This window comes from uncultured Imperialibacter sp. (assembly GCF_963974565.1).
Taxonomy (GTDB): Bacteria; Bacteroidota; Bacteroidia; order Cytophagales; family Cyclobacteriaceae; genus Imperialibacter; species Imperialibacter roseus.
The window spans coordinates 1-20,651 of the sequence record NZ_CAXBCJ010000002.1; the positions used below are offsets into that span (position 1 = coordinate 1).

Here is a 20,651-nt window from a genome sequence, read left to right on the forward strand (position 1 = left end):
TCTTAAAATAACAAACCTTTTGACTTTTTTGAGAGCAAAATGATGAAGTCAGGAAGAGGGACAAATTCTGGCAGCAGCTGGTTTTACAGCCCAGGCAATTTCTTTTGGAATTTCATTCATGAGTCTGTTTGAGATCACGGATGTGGCCTCAGTGGAAGACTACCAGGGCTTTTACCGCATTACCATCAGCTCCAATTTTTTATATTTCCCCTCTTTGTTGCTGATTGCCTCCTATGCAGCATTTAGGAAATGGATTCAGGTTTTTGGGTTCATCGCAAGTATCCCATTGCTCATAAGCACCATCCTCTTTCTTGTGGGATATAGAGACTATTACACACTTGAGGCCATCTCCAATACCGGGTATTTCCTCGTCAGCCTTACCTGGGTGCTATGGGCATTTAACGTTTACATGAATTACAAGCAAGAATCAAAGCGCAATTCCAGGTAGCTAACACCCACCACGTGAGCAATAGTGAGTGACCATTCCAGCGACTAGCCAACACTTGAAATTAAAAGTGTCAAATCAACAATTATTATTAAGAAATGATGATTTAAATCACTAATTTCATTATTGAAGGGGCATGAAAGCGCTTCTACACACCTAAAAACCTATTAAACTAGCCATGAAAAAATCAAGACTCATTCTTTCGCTGCTCCTGGCATTTGCCAGCACACTGGCATCTGCACAAAGTGAGAACCCACCTCCGGTAAAAGAGGATTTCAAGCCCTCAGTTCTCAATCAGCCCGGAAAAGAGTATCCGCAAGTCAACTCTCAGGGCTATGTACGGTTTCGTATTGAAGCACCCGACGCTCAGAAGGTGCACGTAAGCCTCGGCCTTGGTGGAAGAGGGGGAACCGCTCTTACCAAAGGAGCAGACGGCATATGGGAGGGCACTACCGAGGGACCTCTCGACGAAGGCTTTCATTACTATCATCTTAATGTAGACGGCGGCACATTTAACGACCCCGGCACACTGAATTTCTATGGGTCAGTGAGGTGGGAAAGTGGGATTGAAATTCCCGCTGCCGATGAGGACATCTATGCCTTAAAGGACGTTCCGCACGGCAAGGTGGAGCAAATTCTTTTCCCTTCCAAAAGTACCAATACCTCCAGAAGGGCCTTTGTGTATACGCCTCCGGGCTATGGCAAAGACCGATCTAAAAAATACCCAGTGCTCTACCTGCAGCACGGTTGGGGAGAGGACGAAACCGCCTGGAGCAACCAGGGCCACGCCAACCTCATCATGGACAATCTGATTGCCGCCGGAAAAACGCAGCCCTTCCTGATTGTGATGACCTACGGGATGACTAACGAGGTCAAATTCGGACAGTTGAGCAGCTTCGATATCACGCCCTTCCAAACCGTATTGCTGGATGAGCTAATCCCTTATGTGGATGCCAATTACCTTACCCAGGCCGATCCGGCCCACCGTGCCATGGCTGGCCTGTCGATGGGAGGGATGGAAACCCGCACGATCACCCTTGCCAAGCCCGGTGTGTTCTCGTATGTGGGACTTTTGAGTGGCGGAAGCATCAGCATGGAGGATTTGGAGAAATCGCCTGATTTTAAGAAAAATGTGAAGCTATTGTTTGTGAGCTATGGGAGCCGGGAGCTGGACAATCCCCGCAGAGGGCCCTGGGGCGATCCTAAAGAAAACACTGCGGCAGTTACGGCAGCGGGCCTAAAAACACATTTTTACGTGTCGCCCAACACAGCCCATGAATTCCAAAGCTGGAGACGAAGCCTGTATGTAATGGCTCCGATGCTTTTTAAGTGATGGCAGAACAGCAAGTTTAAATAGCCAAATACAGTTGAAAAACCTTTTAAAAATAAGAAAAAAGAGCTGCATAAGGTGATTTACTGACGCAACAGTAGGACAATGAGGGGAATTAACTCCAATTTATTTATCATTGTATAACCTTCAACTTAAAGTTATTGACCAATGGCTGAGAATTCTAACGGAAGCAGCAAGACCGCAGGCGTGATTATCATCCTGGCGCTGGTGCTGGTGGTATTGGCGGGCGGGTATTACCTTTTTATGTATAAGCCTCAACAAGAGGCAAAAGAAAAGGCTCGTTTGGAACAAATAGCCAAAGAAGAGGCCGAGAAAAAAAGACAGGAGCTGGAGGCTCAGAAGAAAGTTAAATACGAAGAGTTGATAAAAAATGCCGATGTGGCATTTGCAGAAGAGAATTGGGAGACGGCGCATTCCCTTTATGCTGAAGCGGCCTCCCTTTTGCCTGATCAGCAATATGCTAAGGATCAGTTGGCACTGGTGAGGGCCAAACTGGATGAATTAGCCGCCAAACAAACACCCGGAACGATTGAAACTGTTGCTTCACCAACGGGACGCTTCTACGTGGTCGTTTCAAGCAGTGTGGATGGCGACCTGGCCATGGACTATGCCAACAAACTGGCCAAAGAAGGAAACAGCTTGAAAATAATTAACCCTTCCGGCACCAACAAGCTATTCCACCGTGTGTCTGTGGGCGATTATCCCACGTGGGACGAAGCCGTAGCCGCTACCTCATCGGCCAGTGCGTTTGGAGAAGGCGTTTGGGTGTTGAAGTATTGAGATCTTGTTCAGGAAACTACAAAATATTTCCAGTTGTGATCCACTGACATGCAGCGATTGAATGTATAGAAATATATACCACTGTTCTTGGTTTCTTGTCAACAAATTGAAAGAGATTCCAATATCCCCAATCCATGGTATATGTCACTAGATGCCGGAGAATTGGTTAGGGGGTTTTCTTTCCGTATCAACAAGGTGTTTAAAGCCACTTCGCCTTTATGTCTCTGTATTTAGTTCTTCCAATAGGGATAAGTGCCCCATTTTTAAGCTCGGCCATATATTTGCTGCCAGGCTTCACAATAATTTCCCTTACCTCAGACATCTTCAGCAAGTATGATTTGTGGATACGTTCAAAAGTAGGCGATAACAATTGCTCCAGCTTTTCGAGCGATTTATCATGCAGTTCTTTTGTTCCGTCTGTCAGAAATAGTTCGGCGTAGGCTCCTGCACCTTTAATAAAAAGTAAGTCTTCAATGGGTATCAGCTGTATCCTTTGCCTTTTTTTTACGGCTAAAAATCTAATCTTATTCGCTGCTGTTTTTTCTTTGGTGATGGCACGGTTGAAGGCTTGCTCCAACCGACCTCTGTTAAAGGGCTTAGGTACAAAATCTAACACTCCATATTCAAAAGCCGTAATTGCCTGGTCTTGGTAGGCTGAAATTACGATGGTATGAAACGACTCCGAAACCGCCGTCGTCAGGAGGTCAAAACCACTTTCGCCATTAAGATTCAAATCCAGGAGAACGAAATCCAATGAGCTATTTTCAATAAATTTCAATGCCTCATGGAGTGTGTTAATATGGGTGAGAAAGTGTAAGTCATTGCCAAGAATGTCACGGGTCATCCTTTCAATTCTTTTGGCAATTCTTGACTCATCTTCAACGATTAAAACATTCATCCCTTTATGAGTATATTTTTAGGACGTTCTTCCAACCATGATTTGTTGGCTCAGAGGTAAAATCCCAATTCGAATGATAACTTTCTGTCAATCGAGCCTTGATGTATTTCAGCCCTGTGCCTTCATCTCTATCTCCCGATGCTTGCCTCGCACCAGCAGCAAACGTAAAAAAGGTAAAACACCTGCACTCACTATTCGACTCAAATACCAACTTAAATTTGACGCTATTATCTTCCAGAGGCAAGCTGTGCGTAATGCCATTTTCCAATAGCGTGTGAAGAATGGCAGGTGGGATTTTTTGCTCAAGGTCTATGCCTTCTTCCTCCCAGAAATAGTTGACCTCTTTCCTGTACGTCATAACCTCAATATGCGCACGGCAAAGGGCTATTTCTTGAGCAATAGGGATCAGTGTTTGATCTTCTATCTGATTAAAAAGGTCAAATTCTTTGGCTAAAGCTTCTATAAACAAAACTCCTTTTTTGGGAGATTCTTCCACCCAATCTATTAATGAGGTCAGGGTATTCATTAGAAAATGAGGTTGAATATTCTTTTTAAGTAATTCCAGACGTAGGCGAGTCGATTGAACGAGAGAAGTTTCATAAGCCAATCGTTGTTCTTTGATTCGGAGAGAAAGCAAATAGAACATGCTGAGAAGAATAAGACTGAAACCTGCGAACAGGCTTTTGTTAAAGGAAGCGACAAAACTTATAAGCACGGATAATAGTAGCGCCAACAGCACGAGACGAGCACCTTTCATTTTTCTGTAAGCCCCAAACACCGCTATCCCAAAAGAAAAAAGCCACATACTTAAAGCCATATTATTGGCTGTCAATTCGAAGTAATCATATTTTGTCAGGAAAATGAACAATAGAATTCCGGCATAGATGATCAGCAGCAATTTTCGTTTGGGGAAAGGAAACTGCATGGAAAAATAGAACGGAATCAAAAAAGAAATACCGAGCATCAGAATGCCTATGACCTGTAAACGTACGACATGCAGACTGTAATGGATGGGCACATAGGCTTTAATGAACTCCGCCAATATCAGGAGAAAAAAGAGAAAGCAGCTTATACTAAAAATTAGCATTGCATACTCTTTTTTGTCACTTAGAAACAGAAAAAGAAAATAGAATGCGGCGATGAGAAAGGCTCCTGCAAACAGATGCATATAGGAAGATTCGATGAGCCTGTCGGTTAATAAATCATCATAATAAGCGATGTCCAACTCTTCTATTCTTGTGTGATTTGGGAAAGAATGGAGACTCGATCGCAAGGCCAATAAATGTTCTCCCGCTTCCGTCAGGTGAGTAGGAATGCTAAAAGTAGCCCACATTTTACCTTCAGGCCCAAGCAGTTCTTCTTGACCGGGGTTTCCATTTTTCCCAATCAAAACGCCATCCCAAAAAACCTCATACTCACCATATGCATGTAGCTGAAGACCGTATGGATGCAATGATTCCGGAGCCTTCAAAATGTCAATTTTAGTTCGGGACCAGAAAACCCGACCGCCATCCACTACAAACCTTCCACTTTTCCAGTCTTCATCATTCCAGCTTTTTGCAGCCCACCCTTGTTGATCGCCTATTTTGAATACCGTCTCGTACCTTTTGAACACGGGACTTTGGGAGCAAGATGTCACATGTATCAATGCTAAGAGAAAACAGGGTAACGATCTCAAATTCATTTGATAAGGTTTTACTGACGTAAAGAAACCACTATTAAATGGCTTCTTTGAGCAGTTCATTCATGCATAGAGCAGTTGGCAAATTAAACGGTGTACATCAACAACTCTCACAAGAATTTTGATGTATATCCTTCAAAAACTCAATCTCAACTTATGACCATTTTACTCAACTATTTCAAACATATCAACAATAGGAGGGGAATGCGGATCACGAAAATGCTCCTATTGGCGAATGTGATCTCTCTCAGTACCGGGCTTGCTCAAGAAAAAATGGAAGGCAACCCTGATTTCCCACTCATGGAGGGCCCCTATATGGGGCAAAAGCCTCCTGGCATGGTGGCAGAACCATTTGCTCCGGGTATCATCTCAAAAAAAGGATGGGAGCTAGAGGGCGTCTTTGCCCCGGGTATGAAAGAGTTTTACTTCACGAGAGACCTCGGTGAATACACAAGCTACAACCCCGACAATTTCCACCCAACCGTTATTGGCTTCCGGCAGGAAAACAATGTCTGGAAGAAATACACTGAATTCAAGCGGAAAGGTGAAATCGTTTTCTCGCCTGATGGCAATCGCATGCACATGGCCAAAGGGTACAAAGATCGTGTTGGCGACGGTTGGTCGGAGCGCAAAAGCCTTGGGCCCATGTTTGACCGGGAAGACTGGGGGATTATGCGCCTGTCGGCATCCGCAAAGGGCACCTATGTTTTTGATGACTATAAAAGCAATGATGCGATTCGCATTTCGACCATCAAAGAAGGCAAGCGCCAGGAGCCTGCGAGAATGGGGCCGGTGGTCAACTCAGGCAAAAAGACGGCTCATCCATTTATTGCCCCGGACGAGAGCTACCTCATTTGGGATAGCGAGCGGGAGGGGGGATATGGAGACTCTGACCTTTACATCAGTTTCCGGCAAAAAGATGATTCGTGGGGTCCTGCTATCAATATGGGTGACAAGGTCAACTCCGCTCAATGGGATGCCTATGCAACCGTTACCCCTGACGGCAAATACCTTTTGTTCAATAGAAAGGTAAGCGGCCGAAATACGGATATCTACTGGATTGACGCACAAATCATTGAGACTCTCAGACCCCAATAACAACTCATCAAAAAAAAGGAAGTAACCATGAAAGCAATGAAATTACTAATGTTGGCATTTTCCATTTCAATCAATACAGCTCTTGCTCAGGAAAAAATTGAAAACGATGCCAGCCAACCGCCCCTGGAAGATCGCTATTTTGGAGAAAAGCCACCGGGCCTAATTCCTGTACTTTTTGCTCCTGACATTGTTTCTCCAGAAGGACTTTTTGAAGGTGGTAACCATTCTCCAGACATGAAGGAATACTATTTCTCCAGGAAAAATGGAAAATATGAAAAACGCACATTTTTTGTTATTCGATATGAAAATGGGAAATGGGGGAACGAAACAGAGACTGATATAAAATGGCCAGGATTCTCTGAGGATGGCAATACAATGTACCTTGGAAAGGAGTATAGGGAACGAACTGCAACAGGGTGGTCTGAACTCAAAAGTCTGGGTGAATTCTTAAAAGATCAGGCACATGGTATGTCGATTTCATCCCGGGGAACCTATTATTTTGCTGTTTATAAAAAGGATGATAGTGCGGTAAACGGCTCTATCTATTATTCTGGTTTCATAAACGGCAAACAAGAAACACCGGTCAAAATGGGTACTGAAATTAATACAGGAATAGATATTGCACATCCTTACATTGCTCCGGATGAATCCTATTTAATGTGGGACGTTGAAAGAGAAGACGGGTATGGTGGGTCGGATATCTATATCAGTTTTCGAGCAAAAGATGGTTCCTGGCAACCTGCAATGAACATGGGTAGTAAGATAAACACAGAACTCCAGGAAAGCTCCCCATCGGTAACACACGATGGGAAATATCTATTTTTTTCGAGGGGAGAGTGGGAGGTTAGAGAAGATGGAAGTACTAATTGGGTAGGAAAACCTTATTGGGTGGATGCTCAGGTCATTGAGAATCTCAGACCCCGATAACAACGTAGAGTACATAGGTAAACAGTAACCGACAACCGGGCGCACATTTAATTCTCACCAGAGTAGTTTACAGGCAACAGTTCCACAACGAACCTGTTGCCTGCTATTTTTTAGTCAAAAGAGCTTTTTTCTAGCCCGCACGCCCTTCGTTAGCAATCACATTGATCACCACATTTCCCTTTTTTCGAAATGACTCCACGTAGGTGTGCGCCTCCCTGATTTGTTCCAGGCTGTATCGTTTATCAATGACTGTGATCAGCTTTCCTGCCTCAATGAGGTTTTTCAGTGCCGTGAGGTCATCATCCTTCGCCTTCGCATTGCCGGCTACCGAAACGTACTTTCCGGCTGGTTTCAGCAAATGCCGGAGTTGCGATTTAGTACCTTTTCCCACCGCATCAAAAACGATGTCGAAGCGTTCAGCCGTCGTTGTGTGTTCGTCTTTTGTATAATCCAGAATGGACTCAGCCCCCAGCTGAGCAACCAGCGGGATGTTCGCCGTGCTGCACACCCCCGTCACCGTTGCTCCAAAAGCCCTGGCAAGCTGCACACCAAACGTGCCCACGCTGCCCGAGGCACCATATATCAATACTTTGTCGCCGGGTTTGATGCCGCCCTGCCTCAAAAATCTCAGGGCCGTCAAGCCGCCAACGGGAACGGTGGCAGCTTCTTCAAACGTCATGTTCGACGGCTTCATGGCCATCAAATGGTTGGCGGGAAGGCAGGTGTACTCGGCATAACCGCCAAACCTCAGACCACAAGAGGCAAAAACAGCGTCTCCCTTTTTGAAGGTACTCACTTTGCTGCCCACCGCTTCAATTACCCCGGCTACCTCAAAGCCCAGTATTTTCACCCGCCTGGGTTTAAATAGCCCATTAAAAAGCCGGGCCAGGAAGGGGTCGGCCTTTCGTAACCGCCAATCGCCGGCTGTTACTGTGGTGGCGTAAACCTTTACCAGCGCTTCATTTTCCTTAGGGGTTGGTTTGTCCACCTCTTTTAGTTCAAGCACATCGGGTGAACCATATTTGTCATAAACGACAGCTTTCATTCGTCAAAATTTAATTATATGTTAGTCTATTTTTAAGTGCACCCTGGGTAAAATAAAGGAGCTATTTCAAAAGCCCTAAATCTATTTCAGGCTGAGGGGCTACCGATGACGTGTTATTGAGCTTGCAAAAAAAATGTGTCAGGTTGAGCTTGTCGAAACACACATTTTTTTGAAAGCTCAATGCGACATTATTTTTGCATTGCCCGGGTTATCGAACCTTCTGCTGATCACCTCAGGGGTTTTAATGGCTGTGGCCCAAGGTTCGCTATAGCCGACGGCTTGAACCCTTTCCTGATCAGGTAAATCCCCAGCGACAATTCAAAGCCTGCTACCAGCACAGCGCTTAGCCCGGCCAGGGGATCCCGTTGCCCGATGAGGCCAAACATCACCGAAAACGTGCCCGCCAGCAGCACAGGCCCGCCAATGATGCCAATCAGAGACAGCCCTCTGGGAACTAGACGAGACTTGTAGAGCAAGATCCCAAGCACAACATCGTTGATGGCAGGCATGAAGCTCTGGCCTATCAGAAACATGCGGTCGTACATTGTCACAAGGGTGCGGCTGATATCCAATGCCCCTGCACCAGCCCCGGACTGATGCAGTGCCACCACCGTTAGCAGGAACATCACCCCGACAAAGATGGTAGCCGCCTCCAGCACCCTGAAGCCGACAAGGCTCAGCGCCAGACCCTCATTTTGCTTTTTCAATACCGGATAAAGTGCCAATGCCGTGCCAATGCCGGTGAGCCCCACTACGATTTCCAGAATACCCCCGATGAGAACGGGCGTATCCGGAAATGAGCTGACAACGTAGTTTGCATCGTGAATCGACCCGTAAAGCGCCAGGGTAGGGACGGACACGAAAGTGAGCAGGTACAGTATGCCCGCCGTCAGCGAGGCTTTTCTGTTGGAATTGTAGGCTTTCATTACTTTTTCCATTTTTTATGACCACACAGATACTCCCGCTGCCCATTACTTCGCAAGGGGGTTCTTCTTCCAGGGCTGTTTATTGTACACACTGATGTTCAGGTTGCGGTTGTACAGTTGATCGTTGTGAGCAATGTTGGTGAGTCCGTGAGCATACCGAATGTCCAGCACATACAGCTTTTTCTTGATGCGGAAGGTGTATCCGCCGCCCACCTGCACGCCAGCTTCAAAACGTATGAGACCGTCGCTGTTATCAAATGACACTTTGCTCGACCTACCGTCGGCTTTCACCTTGCCGCCGAGGTTGTAGGCTACTGAAGGACCCGCATTTACATGAAACTTGCCAAAATGAACCCTGGCCAGCACAGGCGCTTCTACCGCATGCAGCCGCAGCGTTCCATTCTCAGTGGTCAGGGGGTTGTACGCTCCAAGTTCACCGCCCTTCAATATATAGTACACCTCCGACACCATTGAAAAATGGGAAGAGATGCCTCCCTGAAAGGCCAGGCCCGCCTGGAGAGACATGACAGGCTTTTCGTTGCCTCCAATAGCCTTATTACCTTTTTCGTGGTTCAAGCTGGTGGCTGCCAGGTTAAGCAATGGATGCATGTACGTGATAGGCGCTTTTTTGTCAGTGATATGAACCGACGAACTGTCAATAGTTTGAGCCATTGAGTTTCCGGACAAGGCAACCATACCTAGTACGATGGCCTTCTTGATTGTTTTTTTCATTGTTCCTTGGTTAATTTTTAACAAAGGAAAATGAGCGGCCCGGGCCCTGAAATTTTATTATGCAACAGCCGCAAAGATGTCTGCATAGTGCCGCTTTTAGTCTGCGAAATAAATGAGGAAATTACGCCCTGCTTTGAATAAGGTGGTAAAACACGTCCTTGTAGGTATCCGAAATCGGTATCAGCTGGTCGGCTATCCTGATGCGTCCACGCTCTACGGATACAATTTTGCTCAACGACACCATGTACGACTTGTGCACCCGGCATATTACGCCCGGCGGAATCAGTTTTTCGAATTCGCTGAAATTCTGCAGGGTCATGATCTTCTTCGTTGGCGTGTGGATCCTTCGGTAGTCACGCATCCCTTCTATATAAACTATTTCATTGAGCATGATTTTTTCCAGCCGGTTCTCTGTTTTCACGAATATGAATTCCGGGGCCGGTTCCGAATGGCGGTAGGAGAGGTTCTCCTGCGCTTTGTTCACTGCCTGTATAAACCGGTTGAACGTAAACGGCTTTAGCAAGTAGTCCGTTATTTTCAGCTCGTAACCTTTCAGGGCATACTCCTGGTAGGCCGTGGTAATGATCACCTGACTGTTGATTTTTGTGCTCTCCAGGAGCTCTATTCCCGACAGCTCGTCCATATTGATATCCAGAAAAAGTACATCCACTTTGTGGCTGTTGAGATAGGCGAGGCCGGTGAGGGCATTGTCAAATGTGGCACTCAATTGCAGAAAAGGTATTTTTTCTACAAAGCCCTTCGTTTTCTCCAACGCAAGGGGCTCGTCTTCAATGATCACACAGGTATATTTATCCATGTTGAATGGCCAGGTTTACACAATATAGCTCATTGTCGTTATCCACTACCAACTCATGCTTGCCAGGGTAAATAAGGCTTAGCCTTTTCTTTATCAGCTCATTGCCAAGGCCGCCGTGTGCCTGGGGAGCCATTTTTGGGTCGTATTTATTGCTGCAGGTCAGCCGTACGTTGGTGTCGTTAACGGCGATGTGGATGGTAATGGCATTCTCCACTTTTTTGTTGGTGGTATGCTTAAAAGCGTTTTCGACAAAGGGAATAAACACCATGGGAGCAATCAACTTGTCGCCAACCGTGCCTGTTATCGAAAAGTGGACGTAGGTTTCATTGGCTGTCCTTATTTTTTGCAGGGCAATGTACTTTTCCATGTATTCGATTTCCTTCGAAAGCGGGATTTTATCGGCCCTGGTTTCGTAAAGCACAAAACGGATAATGTCGGACAGCTTGTTCAAATAGTCGGAGGCCAGCACGGCGTCTTTCAAAATCAGGGAGTCGATATTGTTGATCGTATTAAAGAAAAGATGGGGATCAAACTGATTTTTAATCAGTTGCAGCTCCATCTCGTGGTTTTTCTCTCGCAAAGCCTCCTTCAGTTTAATCTCATTGAACCAGGTAACAAACCCTTTCATCACCAGGGCCACGCCTCCGCTTACCAGGCCGATGACTGACATGACCACGATGGTTTGAAACGCTGTAGACCTGCCGTGCCGTCCTCCTTCATCCATATCATAAATGCGGCCCGTCTCAATAAAAAAGCGTATTAAAATATAGCCCACTACACCAGCCAGGATGGCCATCAGTAATCCGATAAAGATGGCTCGAAGGATTTTCTTCTTCTGGAGGTACCTGGGAAACAGAAAATAGTAGTAGGAGTAAAAGCACAGGGCGGAAGGCACGGCAGCAAAAAGCAGTACGCTGTACAGCGCATTCAGGAGACGGCCCACATCATGATGGCTCCGATAATACAAGCCCAGTGCAATAAACACCAGCAGGAAGTAGCAGGCCCAAAAGCCCACATGAAGCAAAATGACGAAGGGTCGTTTCATAACGAAATGTAGCGAATAAAACGAGATTGAAAATCAGGTGAGGGTGGTGAAAATCATACAGGAGCACTCTACTTTGGCAGGCAAAAGAGTGTGGGAAGGAAAACTGTTGGTGGCTTGGGCAAGGGGTAGGCCTAGCTATTTAAGTACCATTAATTGCCCGTTTCAGGATAGCCCTTTATTCTTTTTAGATTTACTCATCTCATTTTTGATGCGAATGGAAATCTTTCCGCCAATTGAAAATTACCAAAAAATAGGTATTGAAAGAAGGTGGCTTTAAAGATAAATTACATTAAAGTTTATTGGAACCTATGCCAGTCCTACATCTAAAAGTTGAAGCAACAACAGAACAGAGTTTTCTCGGTGTATTCTGTCACTTTATAACCCCTGAAAAACATAGAGTTAAAATGGTAGGGTCATCGAATTCAAAGTTAACTGGAGAAGCTTCGGTTATTATCTCTGGACGACTAGTAGGTGTTATTAAAGTTGTGGCGGCAAAGGGTGTTGAATACAAGCTGAAAATCACAAGAAAAGACAATGAAAAGCTGCTTTTCGAAGCCCCTGGAACAGTTGGTGAAAGTCTAATCTCAAGAAGGAATGTAAATGTTGATCCGAGTTAAAATATTACTTGTTGTCCTTTCACTCTTGCATTTGATTGCTAGTGCGCAAAATAGTGTTTTGCAAGATTCGGAGGGAAAGACTTCAATTTTCAACCAACAAGAAAATGGAGTAACTTTCAATTTCACAGACTCTAAGATCAGTTATTCTAGACTTAAATTCATTTCTGAGGAAGATGCTTTTTTTGTTAATTCAGATGTCAAGATATGGGGGGTTGAGGGTAGTATGGAAACATCTGATGGTAGTTCACCAATCTTATCAGAAAAAGAGTTCATGCCTCAAGGAGAAGTCTCATTATTTCGAAATTTTCGTTGGATAAAAATAAATGATGAGGGAACGATACCCGTTGTTGATGATTTGTACCTGAAAATTTCAGCGAATGCAAGCCGATTTAATTTGCTAAATGACATAGATGAAATTGTCGAAACTGACCATTACGGGTTTGGCTTCGGTTTAGGTTATAATAGTATCGCTGGTTATAAATCGAAAGTGAAATCTATCGTTAAGATTGAAACAGGAGAGATGGATAGTACCTGGGTCTACAAGCTTATTAAGGGGTGTGCATGTGATTCCACTTTAGTACTTAAGCCAAAAGTCGAGACACGTGAGATTTGGAAGATGAACACCGCAATGCTTGGTACCGTCGTTGAAATCTCATCCGGTAACAATTTAACCTCACTAGACAAAGAAACTGTTTTCACGTCAAGAAGCTCTGGACAGAATACATTCCATTCTGATGAAAAAACCGTTTTTGGTCCTGAAAATGATTATGAAGGCAATATTCCTAATTTAAGCCTAAACTCTGATTATCTGTACTTGCCTCACAAAATTGATCCAATTGGAATTTTCCTATTTAACAGATTTACATATCAGCCAAGAGGCAATAAGGAATTTCAAAATAATTCAGGAATAGGAATTGCACTTGTGAAGGAGAAAGACAGTAGGCAAATAGTTGGTAGCCTTTCCTTGGAAGTAGAAGATACTTTTGGCATCAACAATTCAGCCAATGATAATTTTGGAAAGAGACTCAAAATGAACCTTGTAGTTGGCTATCCTTTCTAAAAGTTGAATTATGCAAGATTGGAGTGATCCCAAAAAATGGTGGATGGATTTATTGAAGAGTATACTTTCATGGGCTATACTTGCTATTATTGGTTACTTCTCGTTGGGTTATTTAGAAGAGCAACGCATCTTAAGAATTCACAAGCTGAATGTTGATTATTCAACAACTTTAAATTCCCTACTGAAATTCTCAGAAGCATGTGATGAATTTATCTTTCAATCTCAGGTGATCTCTACTGAGACCTATAAAAATGATTACAAGGGTAAGAACCCTAGGTTAAGAGTTAGAGAACTTGAAGATGAGTTCCAATATCTTTTATTCTATATGCAGTATTTCAGGGACTTCCATGAAGGAGTCTCTCTAGCGAAAGAACTTGATGATATATTGGCACGCTGCGCAGCAATACAGGAAATTGTTAAGAGTAACGAGAGCTTTGCAGATGATTATGACTGGAGCACTTTCGATTCTCATATAGCAAAGATTAGAAGTGATAAGAAAGCGGTAATTGACAGTATTAGGATGTATCTCTTAGACAAGAATTGAAGTCCCAAGCCGACAGCCTGTCATTTCCAGCCTTCTTAACGCTCGTGAATGTTATATAATAGCCTGCGTTATGTTAAAATAGCTTCGGTTCAGGGTAGGGGGCTAATAGTTTTTTTTCTTTAGGGTAGGCTTCTTTTTAGGTTCACAAATCTCAATTTTTCACACGAATGGTAGCACTCTTTTGCCATTTTGGGAAGGAGAGAGGAGAGGCAGGTTGGCAAATGTGTGCGATTTATATCCTAAATTGATTGCCATCTAACGAATTATTGAAATGAAGTTTGGAGATAAGGTAGCTGAAATCCATTTAGATGACATTATTCATACTTTCTATCAAGACTTTAAAAGGCTTGAGGCCAAAAAGTCTAATAGGCCATATATTTTTGACTTTACAAATGTAGGGTATGTGGCCAACGAAGAACTTCTAACACTCACAGCACTATTTAGATATTTGGTTGAAGTTGAGTTTCAATTTAAAGTTAAGTTTTTAGAAAAAGGATTTATAAACCTTACGGAGCGAAGGGCAAAAGCTATTCTCGGCATTTGGGAGGAGTGGAAGATTCATCGAGTAACTACCGACGACAAACTCGCTTTATATTTTGACATATCAGACAGCACAATCCAAAGGATCAAAGAAAATTTTCCTGTATCATCAAAAGAAGAAGTTGAAATATATGAACGGCACGGAGTTACCCCATTCATATCACTACCAAATATAATTGGCTATGATGATAAAAGAATTCAAAAAGTACTGCATGACAATGTGTACGATCTAAATGAGGCAACAAAAGAAATACTGCGAGCAAATAATTGTTATCTGCCATTTGAAACACAGACTCTTTCAACAATAATAACTAAGGAACTTTATGAAAACTTCCTTGACCACTTTTCGAAATCAATATTTGAAACCGACAATCATCAAGCATTTCTGAGCATTTCTTTAAAGAAACGAATAAATCCAAAATACAATAGTGAAAGCACGATAAGGAAAAGGCTAGAGAACAATTTTAATTCTGAGTCATTACCTGACACAAAAGCGTTCTTTCAGAATAAGGAGAAACTATTTAAAAATCAATCAACACTTGAAATCTCCTTTTTGGATTTTGGTGAAGGAATCACTGAAAGTTTAAAATCAGACTATGTTAAAAGGAGAGTCAGCGCTGGACCGGTACATGATAATGAAATTCTGCGCTATGCTTTTGAGTATGATTCATCTAGGCATCCAATTGCACATAGATATCTTTCAAACAGCGATGATTTCAGTTTCACGAGGGGCTTATTTGACGTTCTCTCAATAGTAAATAGGTTCAATGGATTACTCGTAGCACGAAGCGGTTATGGGCGACTGATCTACGACTTCTCTGAAACACAAAACTTCCAGGATGCCTACCGTACTTTTGGAAATGAGTCACATTATTTTCCTGGAACTTTGATCAGTATTTATTTTCCAGAAAGTAAAAAACAGAATCTATTTGACTACTCTTCAATTAAGCCAATTAGCATTCCAAAGGAATTAACTTTCAATTACGAGAAAAGTAGAGTCATTAATCTTTATTCAATTAACAAAAGACTAAGGGAGAAAAATAAAGAGAAGTCAACCCTCTATACCAATTTATTAGAATTAATCATAAATCAAGTGACTGCTTCAAATGAAGGGCTGATTTTCTTTGACTTTGAGGATTTCGATATTGACGAGAGGATTAGTAGGAAAATAATCTCATTCCTGGTTTCTGATTATAGAATAAATAATCTCAATAATGTTATTGTCATTAACCCGCCTCCAATAGAATATCTAGTTCAATTAAACGACGAGCTAAGTAAACTATTTATTACAAAAAAACAGTTTGTCGTTCATCCTACACCATTTATTTACTATGATCAGAATGAAGATGATATTACTATTTTTTGGCTGGGAGTATTTCACGAAGGCGATATACTCAAACTGAATGAACTTCTCTTTGAAATCCATGATTTGAGGCAGTCGGATTTTAAAGACTCGCAAAATGTAATAGGAAATGCAAATTACTTTGACCAGTATGGAAATTTGCATTCTATTATACGGAAGGAATCAATATTAAAAATTGTCAAGAAAAATAGACGTAAGTCTTATCTCTCCAAGATTAATGATATCATTTCAAACACTGTAATTGAAATACCAAACTCTATCTTCCTATGCAGTGGTAACTACTACCAGTATCAATATGTCAAACTGTTTGATATTCTGTCCAATGATGAAACATGTAGCGAAATTTCCCTAGCTCTCTATCAAGAAATCATAAGAGAATTAGGTGATGTAGGTGGCTACAAATTTATATCGCTCACGTCAAGTAGTAAAAAAATAATCAACAAGCTACTCAGTCTCGGTTTAATCTCATCAGAGAATGTGCTCGAATTGAATAATAATTATGACTTTTCAAACGAAGACGGTTTTCAAAAACATGTAGTTTCAAACGATCAAGTAATCCTAATTTGCGATGTAATTTCAACTGGATATTTGACGCAAACCATTGAGAGTGAGCTACAAAATATCGGAGCACGACTATCATCGATTGTTGTGGTTGTAGATGCAACCGATGAGGAGTTTGAAAATGATAAATTCAACTACCAGCATCTTAAAGACAAGTTGATCTCCCTAAGCGAAAGGCCAATAAAAAAGTACCGAAGAAGTCACATTAGAGATTTACTCATTTCTAGAAAAGTAAAGGTCGTTCGGATTCACCCTGTCACGAACTCACCAATTCTTACAAGCATCTCTCAAAGCAACATTACTGAATCCGTCCTAATAGATGAAAATACTTTCCTAAATCATATTGATCCAAAAAATATTAAAGTAGGCTACTTTAAATTTAATGGGCTGATTCATCCATATTTCTTTGACATGGATGCAATGTTAAAGGATCATCAACTATCAAACCCACTGATAGATATCCTATTTCAACGTCTATCCAGTCAGAATTTTGATGCAGGGAAGCTGAATGTACTGGTTTATCCAAGAGGATCTGGCATTAGAAATATGGATTTTGATTACCTAAGAGATCGAGTTTTAAAGAATCATAATGTTCAAATTCTTGAACTAGAGCGGTTCCCTACGACAAATGGTTGGCGATTTCCGCATCCCAGTGAATCAATGAATCTTGCAATAAACGGAAGTAATGTATTAGTGCTGGATGATGGGACTTGTACTGGAGAGTCTATAATTCAGATGATAGATGAAATCGCCTTCCTTAAAGCAAAACGACTTGTAATACTAACCATAATTGGTAGGACGAATGACTCAAAAAGAGAACTTTTCTCACGATTAGATAGGCTTAAAGGTGGCCTAATCATTGACATATTTTTTGGCGTCCATTGGAATATTCCTACATACTATATTGAGGAAAGTCCAATAAGCAAAGAACGTCAGATTCTGTTGGCACTAGGCGAACTTGGCAACACCCCTTATGAAATAAGAAAACTCACGCAAAATATATTGAAGGAACTTGAACTGAGGTCGATTGATTCAGTTGGGAGCAACTATTTGGTGAAAAACAAAGACAATTCTTCTGTCACTAAAGATTTGGTTTTGGCAAAACAATTAGTTGGAAAAATATCGGACTACAGATTTTACAAGGAATATTTTGACCAGTTTGATGAATTTATTATTCAATATGAAAGTGACAAAATAAGGGAGAATAGGTATAAGCAGATCGAAGATATCTGTATTGTTTTCCTTCATGAGCCATATTTTTTCACGAATGTAAAGAGAGTGGTTCCAGACATTATTGAAAAAATTGAGGAATTCATACTCACTATACTATTTGGAAATCCTAGAAAAGTCACCGCCCCTAAATTACCTGTGGGTGAATTGTATTATGCATGGACAAACAAAGACCTCATACATCTCTTTTTCACAGTCTTCAAGGGCAAGGTGTTGTTCGAAATTCTCAACCCTAAAAATTTTAAAGACTTAATTGAAATATGGGGTAAGTCCACTTCGGATCTCAACTATATATTTTATCGACTATTACTATTCATGCCGATAAAAAAAGATCAAATATCCGGCAAGAAATATTCTGGGATTGTTCGTCTACTAATTCAAAATCTTCTTGAAGATCAAAGTGTAAAAAAGGGCATTAATCATATTAAACAATTTTCATATTTTATTGCTTCTCTTCCGTTCAGTGCACAAGACTTCTATTCTCATGTGTGTTTAATCAAAAGTAACTATGGAAAAGTGTATGATGATGAAATGCATAACGAGTACATCAGGAATAACAAACAACTACTCTCTACTCAATTGATAATAGTAGAAAAAAAAATGGGGTTAGGTGAGTCCTATCAAGAAGAGCTTTCTAAAATCAGAAATGCTTGGTCTTTAATATCGAAATTTATAAGTGAGCTCTTACAATTTAGCTCGACATATTTGGATTTTTTTATATACCCTGGTAACGCTCCGCTAGAGTTTGAGGGAATTAGTGAATTTACTTTGGAAGACTTGATGCAAGATAAAGTGAGCTACGATAACCTTTCACTGCGACAACTTGCTGGAGTAATTGAAGGTATGGTGCATGATTCAATCCCATTCAGTCCAAGGCATTTGAGAAAGATAGTTAATCATGTATTTGATAAATATATCGAAAAAAAATCAGACTATCCGATCGCATTTAAGAATATCAACACATCTAACTTTATCGAAATATTTCAGGCTTCGCTTAATAGGTTTGAAGTTAAATTCAAAATAAACTTTATGGAAATGGAGAAAATAAGCTCTATAGAATTTCCGAAATTCTACTTTAAAAAGGCCATGACAGAAGTTAGTTCAAATCTAAGGTATGCTCAACATGGCAAGCCAATCCATGTGGATTGTAACCTTGAACAAGATTCAATAGTTTTTAGCATAATAAATACTAAAAAGTCGCCGACTTATGCTAACAAGCATGAGGGTGATAATAACGAGTTGACGGGCAGTGGTAAGGGGGTAGAACTTCTTAAAAGGTTAAATAACTACCCGATACCTACGTCATATAGTGTTAAGGAAACTGATATCAATTTTTTTCAAGAGTTCCGATTTAAATGCCAGTTGAAATGACAGATGTTAATTATGAATATTTAGAAAAAATAGTCCTTATTGTGTGGGATGAAAAATCCAACTATGATAAGGAAGTTGACAAAATAGGGGTTAAACTTTTTCAAGCCTCTCATCAAGTATACAGTGTTGAAGAATTCGACCAGGTTATAGACAAATATACTGGAGAACAAGCATTTTTATTTCTTGTTCATATATTCCACAATGAAAATAAGCAAGGATTTTATTCATTTAGGAGCTCCAAACTAAAAAGGAAATATCCGGGTATTACGGAATATCTGATTACCTCAGCTCCAAAACGCAACCTCTATGAAAAGGATGAGACACTCATAGTTTTTTCATATGATGATTTTCCCGGAGGCGTTGGAAGTGTTTTTAAACCTCAGACGAAAATTGAAATTTCAGAAAGAAGTGGTGAGAATAGTAAGCCTTCAAGGCTTAAAAAAGGTATTTTTTTAAGCCATTCTTCCAAAGACTCTGATATTGTTGAAAAATTTAAAGATTTAGTCCTAATCAATGGACTGGGAGTTTCACATAAGGATATTATGTTTACGAGTAGGGAAGAAGGAGGTATTCACGGGGGAATTAACATTCCAAATAAACTCCATGATTTTTTGAAAAATAAAATGGCACTATTTATTCAGTTTTTGTCATTGAACTATAGAGCAAGTGAAACGTGTGTTAATGAAGAAGGCGCTGCTTGGATCATCATGGAAGAGGTTATGCTTGTCCCGGTACTACTCCCTGGTTCTGATGCAAAAGAAATCGCCTGGATATTAAATACCAATAAAGGCATTCGTATAAATAGCAAGCCTGCGCTACTAAACTTATACCAAGGAAGAAAGGAATTCTTTTCGGATGCAAATGTCACAATTTTTGATCAAAAAGTTGATGAATTTATCACCTATATCAATTCGAAGTAGGCTAAGCCCAAGCGTGACAAAGCAGCTCCAGCATCTATTTTGGTTATACTACTTCTGATACTCTATTTTAAGAATTTTCCATACAAAATCACCCATTTTGGTTTTAACGATGGCTTCATCTCCCACAGTTTTACCAAGCAGTGCTTTGGCCATTGGGGAGTCCATAGAGATATACGCTTTGTTACCGATTAACTCTTCGTAACCCACAATCCGAAGACGGTTTTGAAGACCTTTCTGTTCATTTTTAATTTCTACCCAGGCGCCAAAATTCACTTTTCCTTCCTGGTTGGGGTGGTAGTCAATCACTTTAAAGTCATCAATACACTTGCGCAAATAACGAAGTCGGTTATCAATTTCCCGAAGACGTTTTTTGTTGTAATGGTAATCAGCATTTTCTGAACGATCTCCCAAACTTGCGGCCCATGCTACCTTAGCGGTAACGTCCGGACGTTCAACCCGCCACAAGTGATCATGTTCTTCCCTTAGTTTTTGCAAGCCTTCGGAAGTAATCATTTGCGAGCGATTGAGTTTTGGTAGCGTTGATTCTGGGATTTTTCGCCTCATAAGAAATGACCTTGTTTTGACAACTTTCGCAAGATAATAGTTCAGGGGTAGGGTTAATAGTTTTTTCGTCGGCGCAGGCCTTCCTTCTTTTTAGATGCGCTCATAAGAATTTTGAAACGTATGGTAGCAATCTTTT

General features: G+C 41.5%; 18 protein-coding genes. 10 read left to right on the top strand and 8 right to left on the bottom strand.

Going from position 1 to position 20,651, the window contains the following annotated elements; all coding sequences use genetic code 11:
• Positions 1–118: 118 nt before the first annotated feature.
• The 3 genes from AAC052_RS02870 (at position 119) to AAC052_RS02880 (ending at position 2,576) form a co-directional block, all read left to right on the top strand.
• Positions 119–448 (top strand): hypothetical protein, encoded by a 330-nt coding sequence (locus AAC052_RS02870; RefSeq protein WP_339810785.1) that lies wholly within the window; start codon positions 119–121, stop codon positions 446–448.
• A 175-nt stretch (positions 449–623) separates the two neighbouring features.
• Entirely contained in the window at positions 624–1,778 is a 1,155-nt protein-coding gene (locus AAC052_RS02875) for an alpha/beta hydrolase-fold protein (protein WP_339810786.1), read from the top strand.
• Between the two features lie 165 nt (positions 1,779–1,943).
• Entirely contained in the window at positions 1,944–2,576 is a 633-nt protein-coding gene (locus AAC052_RS02880) for an SPOR domain-containing protein (RefSeq protein WP_317491774.1), read from the top strand.
• Positions 2,577–2,775: 199 nt separating this feature from the next.
• Here the strand turns inward: AAC052_RS02880 and AAC052_RS02885 are convergent, their stop codons facing one another.
• Both AAC052_RS02885 and AAC052_RS02890 read right to left on the bottom strand, forming a co-directional pair.
• Complete coding sequence (locus AAC052_RS02885; RefSeq protein WP_339810788.1) at positions 2,776–3,474, bottom strand: LytTR family DNA-binding domain-containing protein; 699 nt, start codon at positions 3,472–3,474, stop codon at positions 2,776–2,778.
• Between the two features lie 4 nt (positions 3,475–3,478).
• Positions 3,479–4,945, bottom strand: coding sequence for a histidine kinase (locus AAC052_RS02890; protein ID WP_339810790.1), 1,467 nt, complete (start codon positions 4,943–4,945; stop codon positions 3,479–3,481).
• A gap of 366 nt (positions 4,946–5,311) precedes the next feature.
• Between AAC052_RS02890 and AAC052_RS02895 the strand changes: the two genes are divergently transcribed.
• Together AAC052_RS02895 and AAC052_RS02900 are read left to right on the top strand one after the other, a co-directional pair.
• On the top strand, positions 5,312–6,253 hold the full coding sequence (locus tag AAC052_RS02895) for a hypothetical protein (protein ID WP_339810792.1): 942 nt from the start codon (positions 5,312–5,314) through the stop codon (positions 6,251–6,253).
• A 27-nt stretch (positions 6,254–6,280) separates the two neighbouring features.
• Positions 6,281–7,180, top strand: a complete 900-nt coding sequence (locus tag AAC052_RS02900; protein WP_339810793.1) for a hypothetical protein — start codon at positions 6,281–6,283, stop codon at positions 7,178–7,180.
• A 130-nt stretch (positions 7,181–7,310) separates the two neighbouring features.
• Here AAC052_RS02900 and AAC052_RS02905 read toward each other — a convergent pair whose 3' ends face one another.
• The 5 genes from AAC052_RS02905 to AAC052_RS02925 all read right to left on the bottom strand — a co-directional run bounded on the left by AAC052_RS02905 (position 7,311) and on the right by AAC052_RS02925 (position 11,745).
• Positions 7,311–8,225, bottom strand: a complete 915-nt coding sequence (locus AAC052_RS02905; RefSeq protein ID WP_339810795.1) for an NAD(P)-dependent alcohol dehydrogenase — start codon at positions 8,223–8,225, stop codon at positions 7,311–7,313.
• 227 nt (positions 8,226–8,452) lie between these two features.
• A complete protein-coding gene (locus tag AAC052_RS02910) occupies positions 8,453–9,163 on the bottom strand; it encodes a DUF4386 domain-containing protein (RefSeq protein WP_339810797.1) in 711 nt (236 codons plus the stop codon).
• A 33-nt stretch (positions 9,164–9,196) separates the two neighbouring features.
• Positions 9,197–9,883, bottom strand: coding sequence for a porin family protein (locus tag AAC052_RS02915; protein WP_339810800.1), 687 nt, complete (start codon positions 9,881–9,883; stop codon positions 9,197–9,199).
• Positions 9,884–10,004: 121 nt separating this feature from the next.
• Entirely contained in the window at positions 10,005–10,700 is a 696-nt protein-coding gene (locus AAC052_RS02920) for a response regulator transcription factor (RefSeq protein WP_339810801.1), read from the bottom strand.
• The gene (locus tag AAC052_RS02925) at positions 10,693–11,745 is read right to left on the bottom strand and encodes a sensor histidine kinase (protein WP_339810803.1); all 1,053 of its coding nucleotides are present in this window, start codon (positions 11,743–11,745) and stop codon (positions 10,693–10,695) included. Before AAC052_RS02925 ends, AAC052_RS02920 begins: the two co-directional genes overlap by 8 nt.
• A gap of 308 nt (positions 11,746–12,053) precedes the next feature.
• On the opposite strand from AAC052_RS02925, the gene AAC052_RS02930 reads away from it, so the two are divergent.
• From AAC052_RS02930 to AAC052_RS02950, 5 genes are all read left to right on the top strand, one after another.
• The gene (locus AAC052_RS02930; protein ID WP_339810805.1) at positions 12,054–12,362 is read left to right on the top strand and encodes a hypothetical protein; all 309 of its coding nucleotides are present in this window, start codon (positions 12,054–12,056) and stop codon (positions 12,360–12,362) included.
• Positions 12,346–13,422, top strand: coding sequence for a hypothetical protein (locus AAC052_RS02935; protein ID WP_339810807.1), 1,077 nt, complete (start codon positions 12,346–12,348; stop codon positions 13,420–13,422). Before AAC052_RS02930 ends, AAC052_RS02935 begins: the two co-directional genes overlap by 17 nt.
• Before the next feature lie 10 nt (positions 13,423–13,432).
• The gene (locus AAC052_RS02940) at positions 13,433–13,966 is read left to right on the top strand and encodes a hypothetical protein (RefSeq protein WP_339810809.1); all 534 of its coding nucleotides are present in this window, start codon (positions 13,433–13,435) and stop codon (positions 13,964–13,966) included.
• Between the two features lie 271 nt (positions 13,967–14,237).
• Positions 14,238–19,031 carry a phosphoribosyltransferase gene (locus tag AAC052_RS02945; RefSeq protein ID WP_339810812.1) on the top strand — a complete coding sequence of 1,598 codons (4,794 nt, stop codon included), beginning with the start codon at positions 14,238–14,240 and terminating at the stop codon, positions 19,029–19,031.
• Positions 19,028–19,951, top strand: a complete 924-nt coding sequence (locus tag AAC052_RS02950) for a toll/interleukin-1 receptor domain-containing protein (protein ID WP_339810814.1) — start codon at positions 19,028–19,030, stop codon at positions 19,949–19,951. Before AAC052_RS02945 ends, AAC052_RS02950 begins: the two co-directional genes overlap by 4 nt.
• Before the next feature lie 48 nt (positions 19,952–19,999).
• Here the strand turns inward: AAC052_RS02950 and greB are convergent, their stop codons facing one another.
• Positions 20,000–20,515 (bottom strand): transcription elongation factor GreB, encoded by a 516-nt coding sequence (gene greB / locus AAC052_RS02955; protein ID WP_339810815.1) that lies wholly within the window; start codon positions 20,513–20,515, stop codon positions 20,000–20,002.
• Between the last annotated feature and the right edge of the window lie 136 nt (positions 20,516–20,651).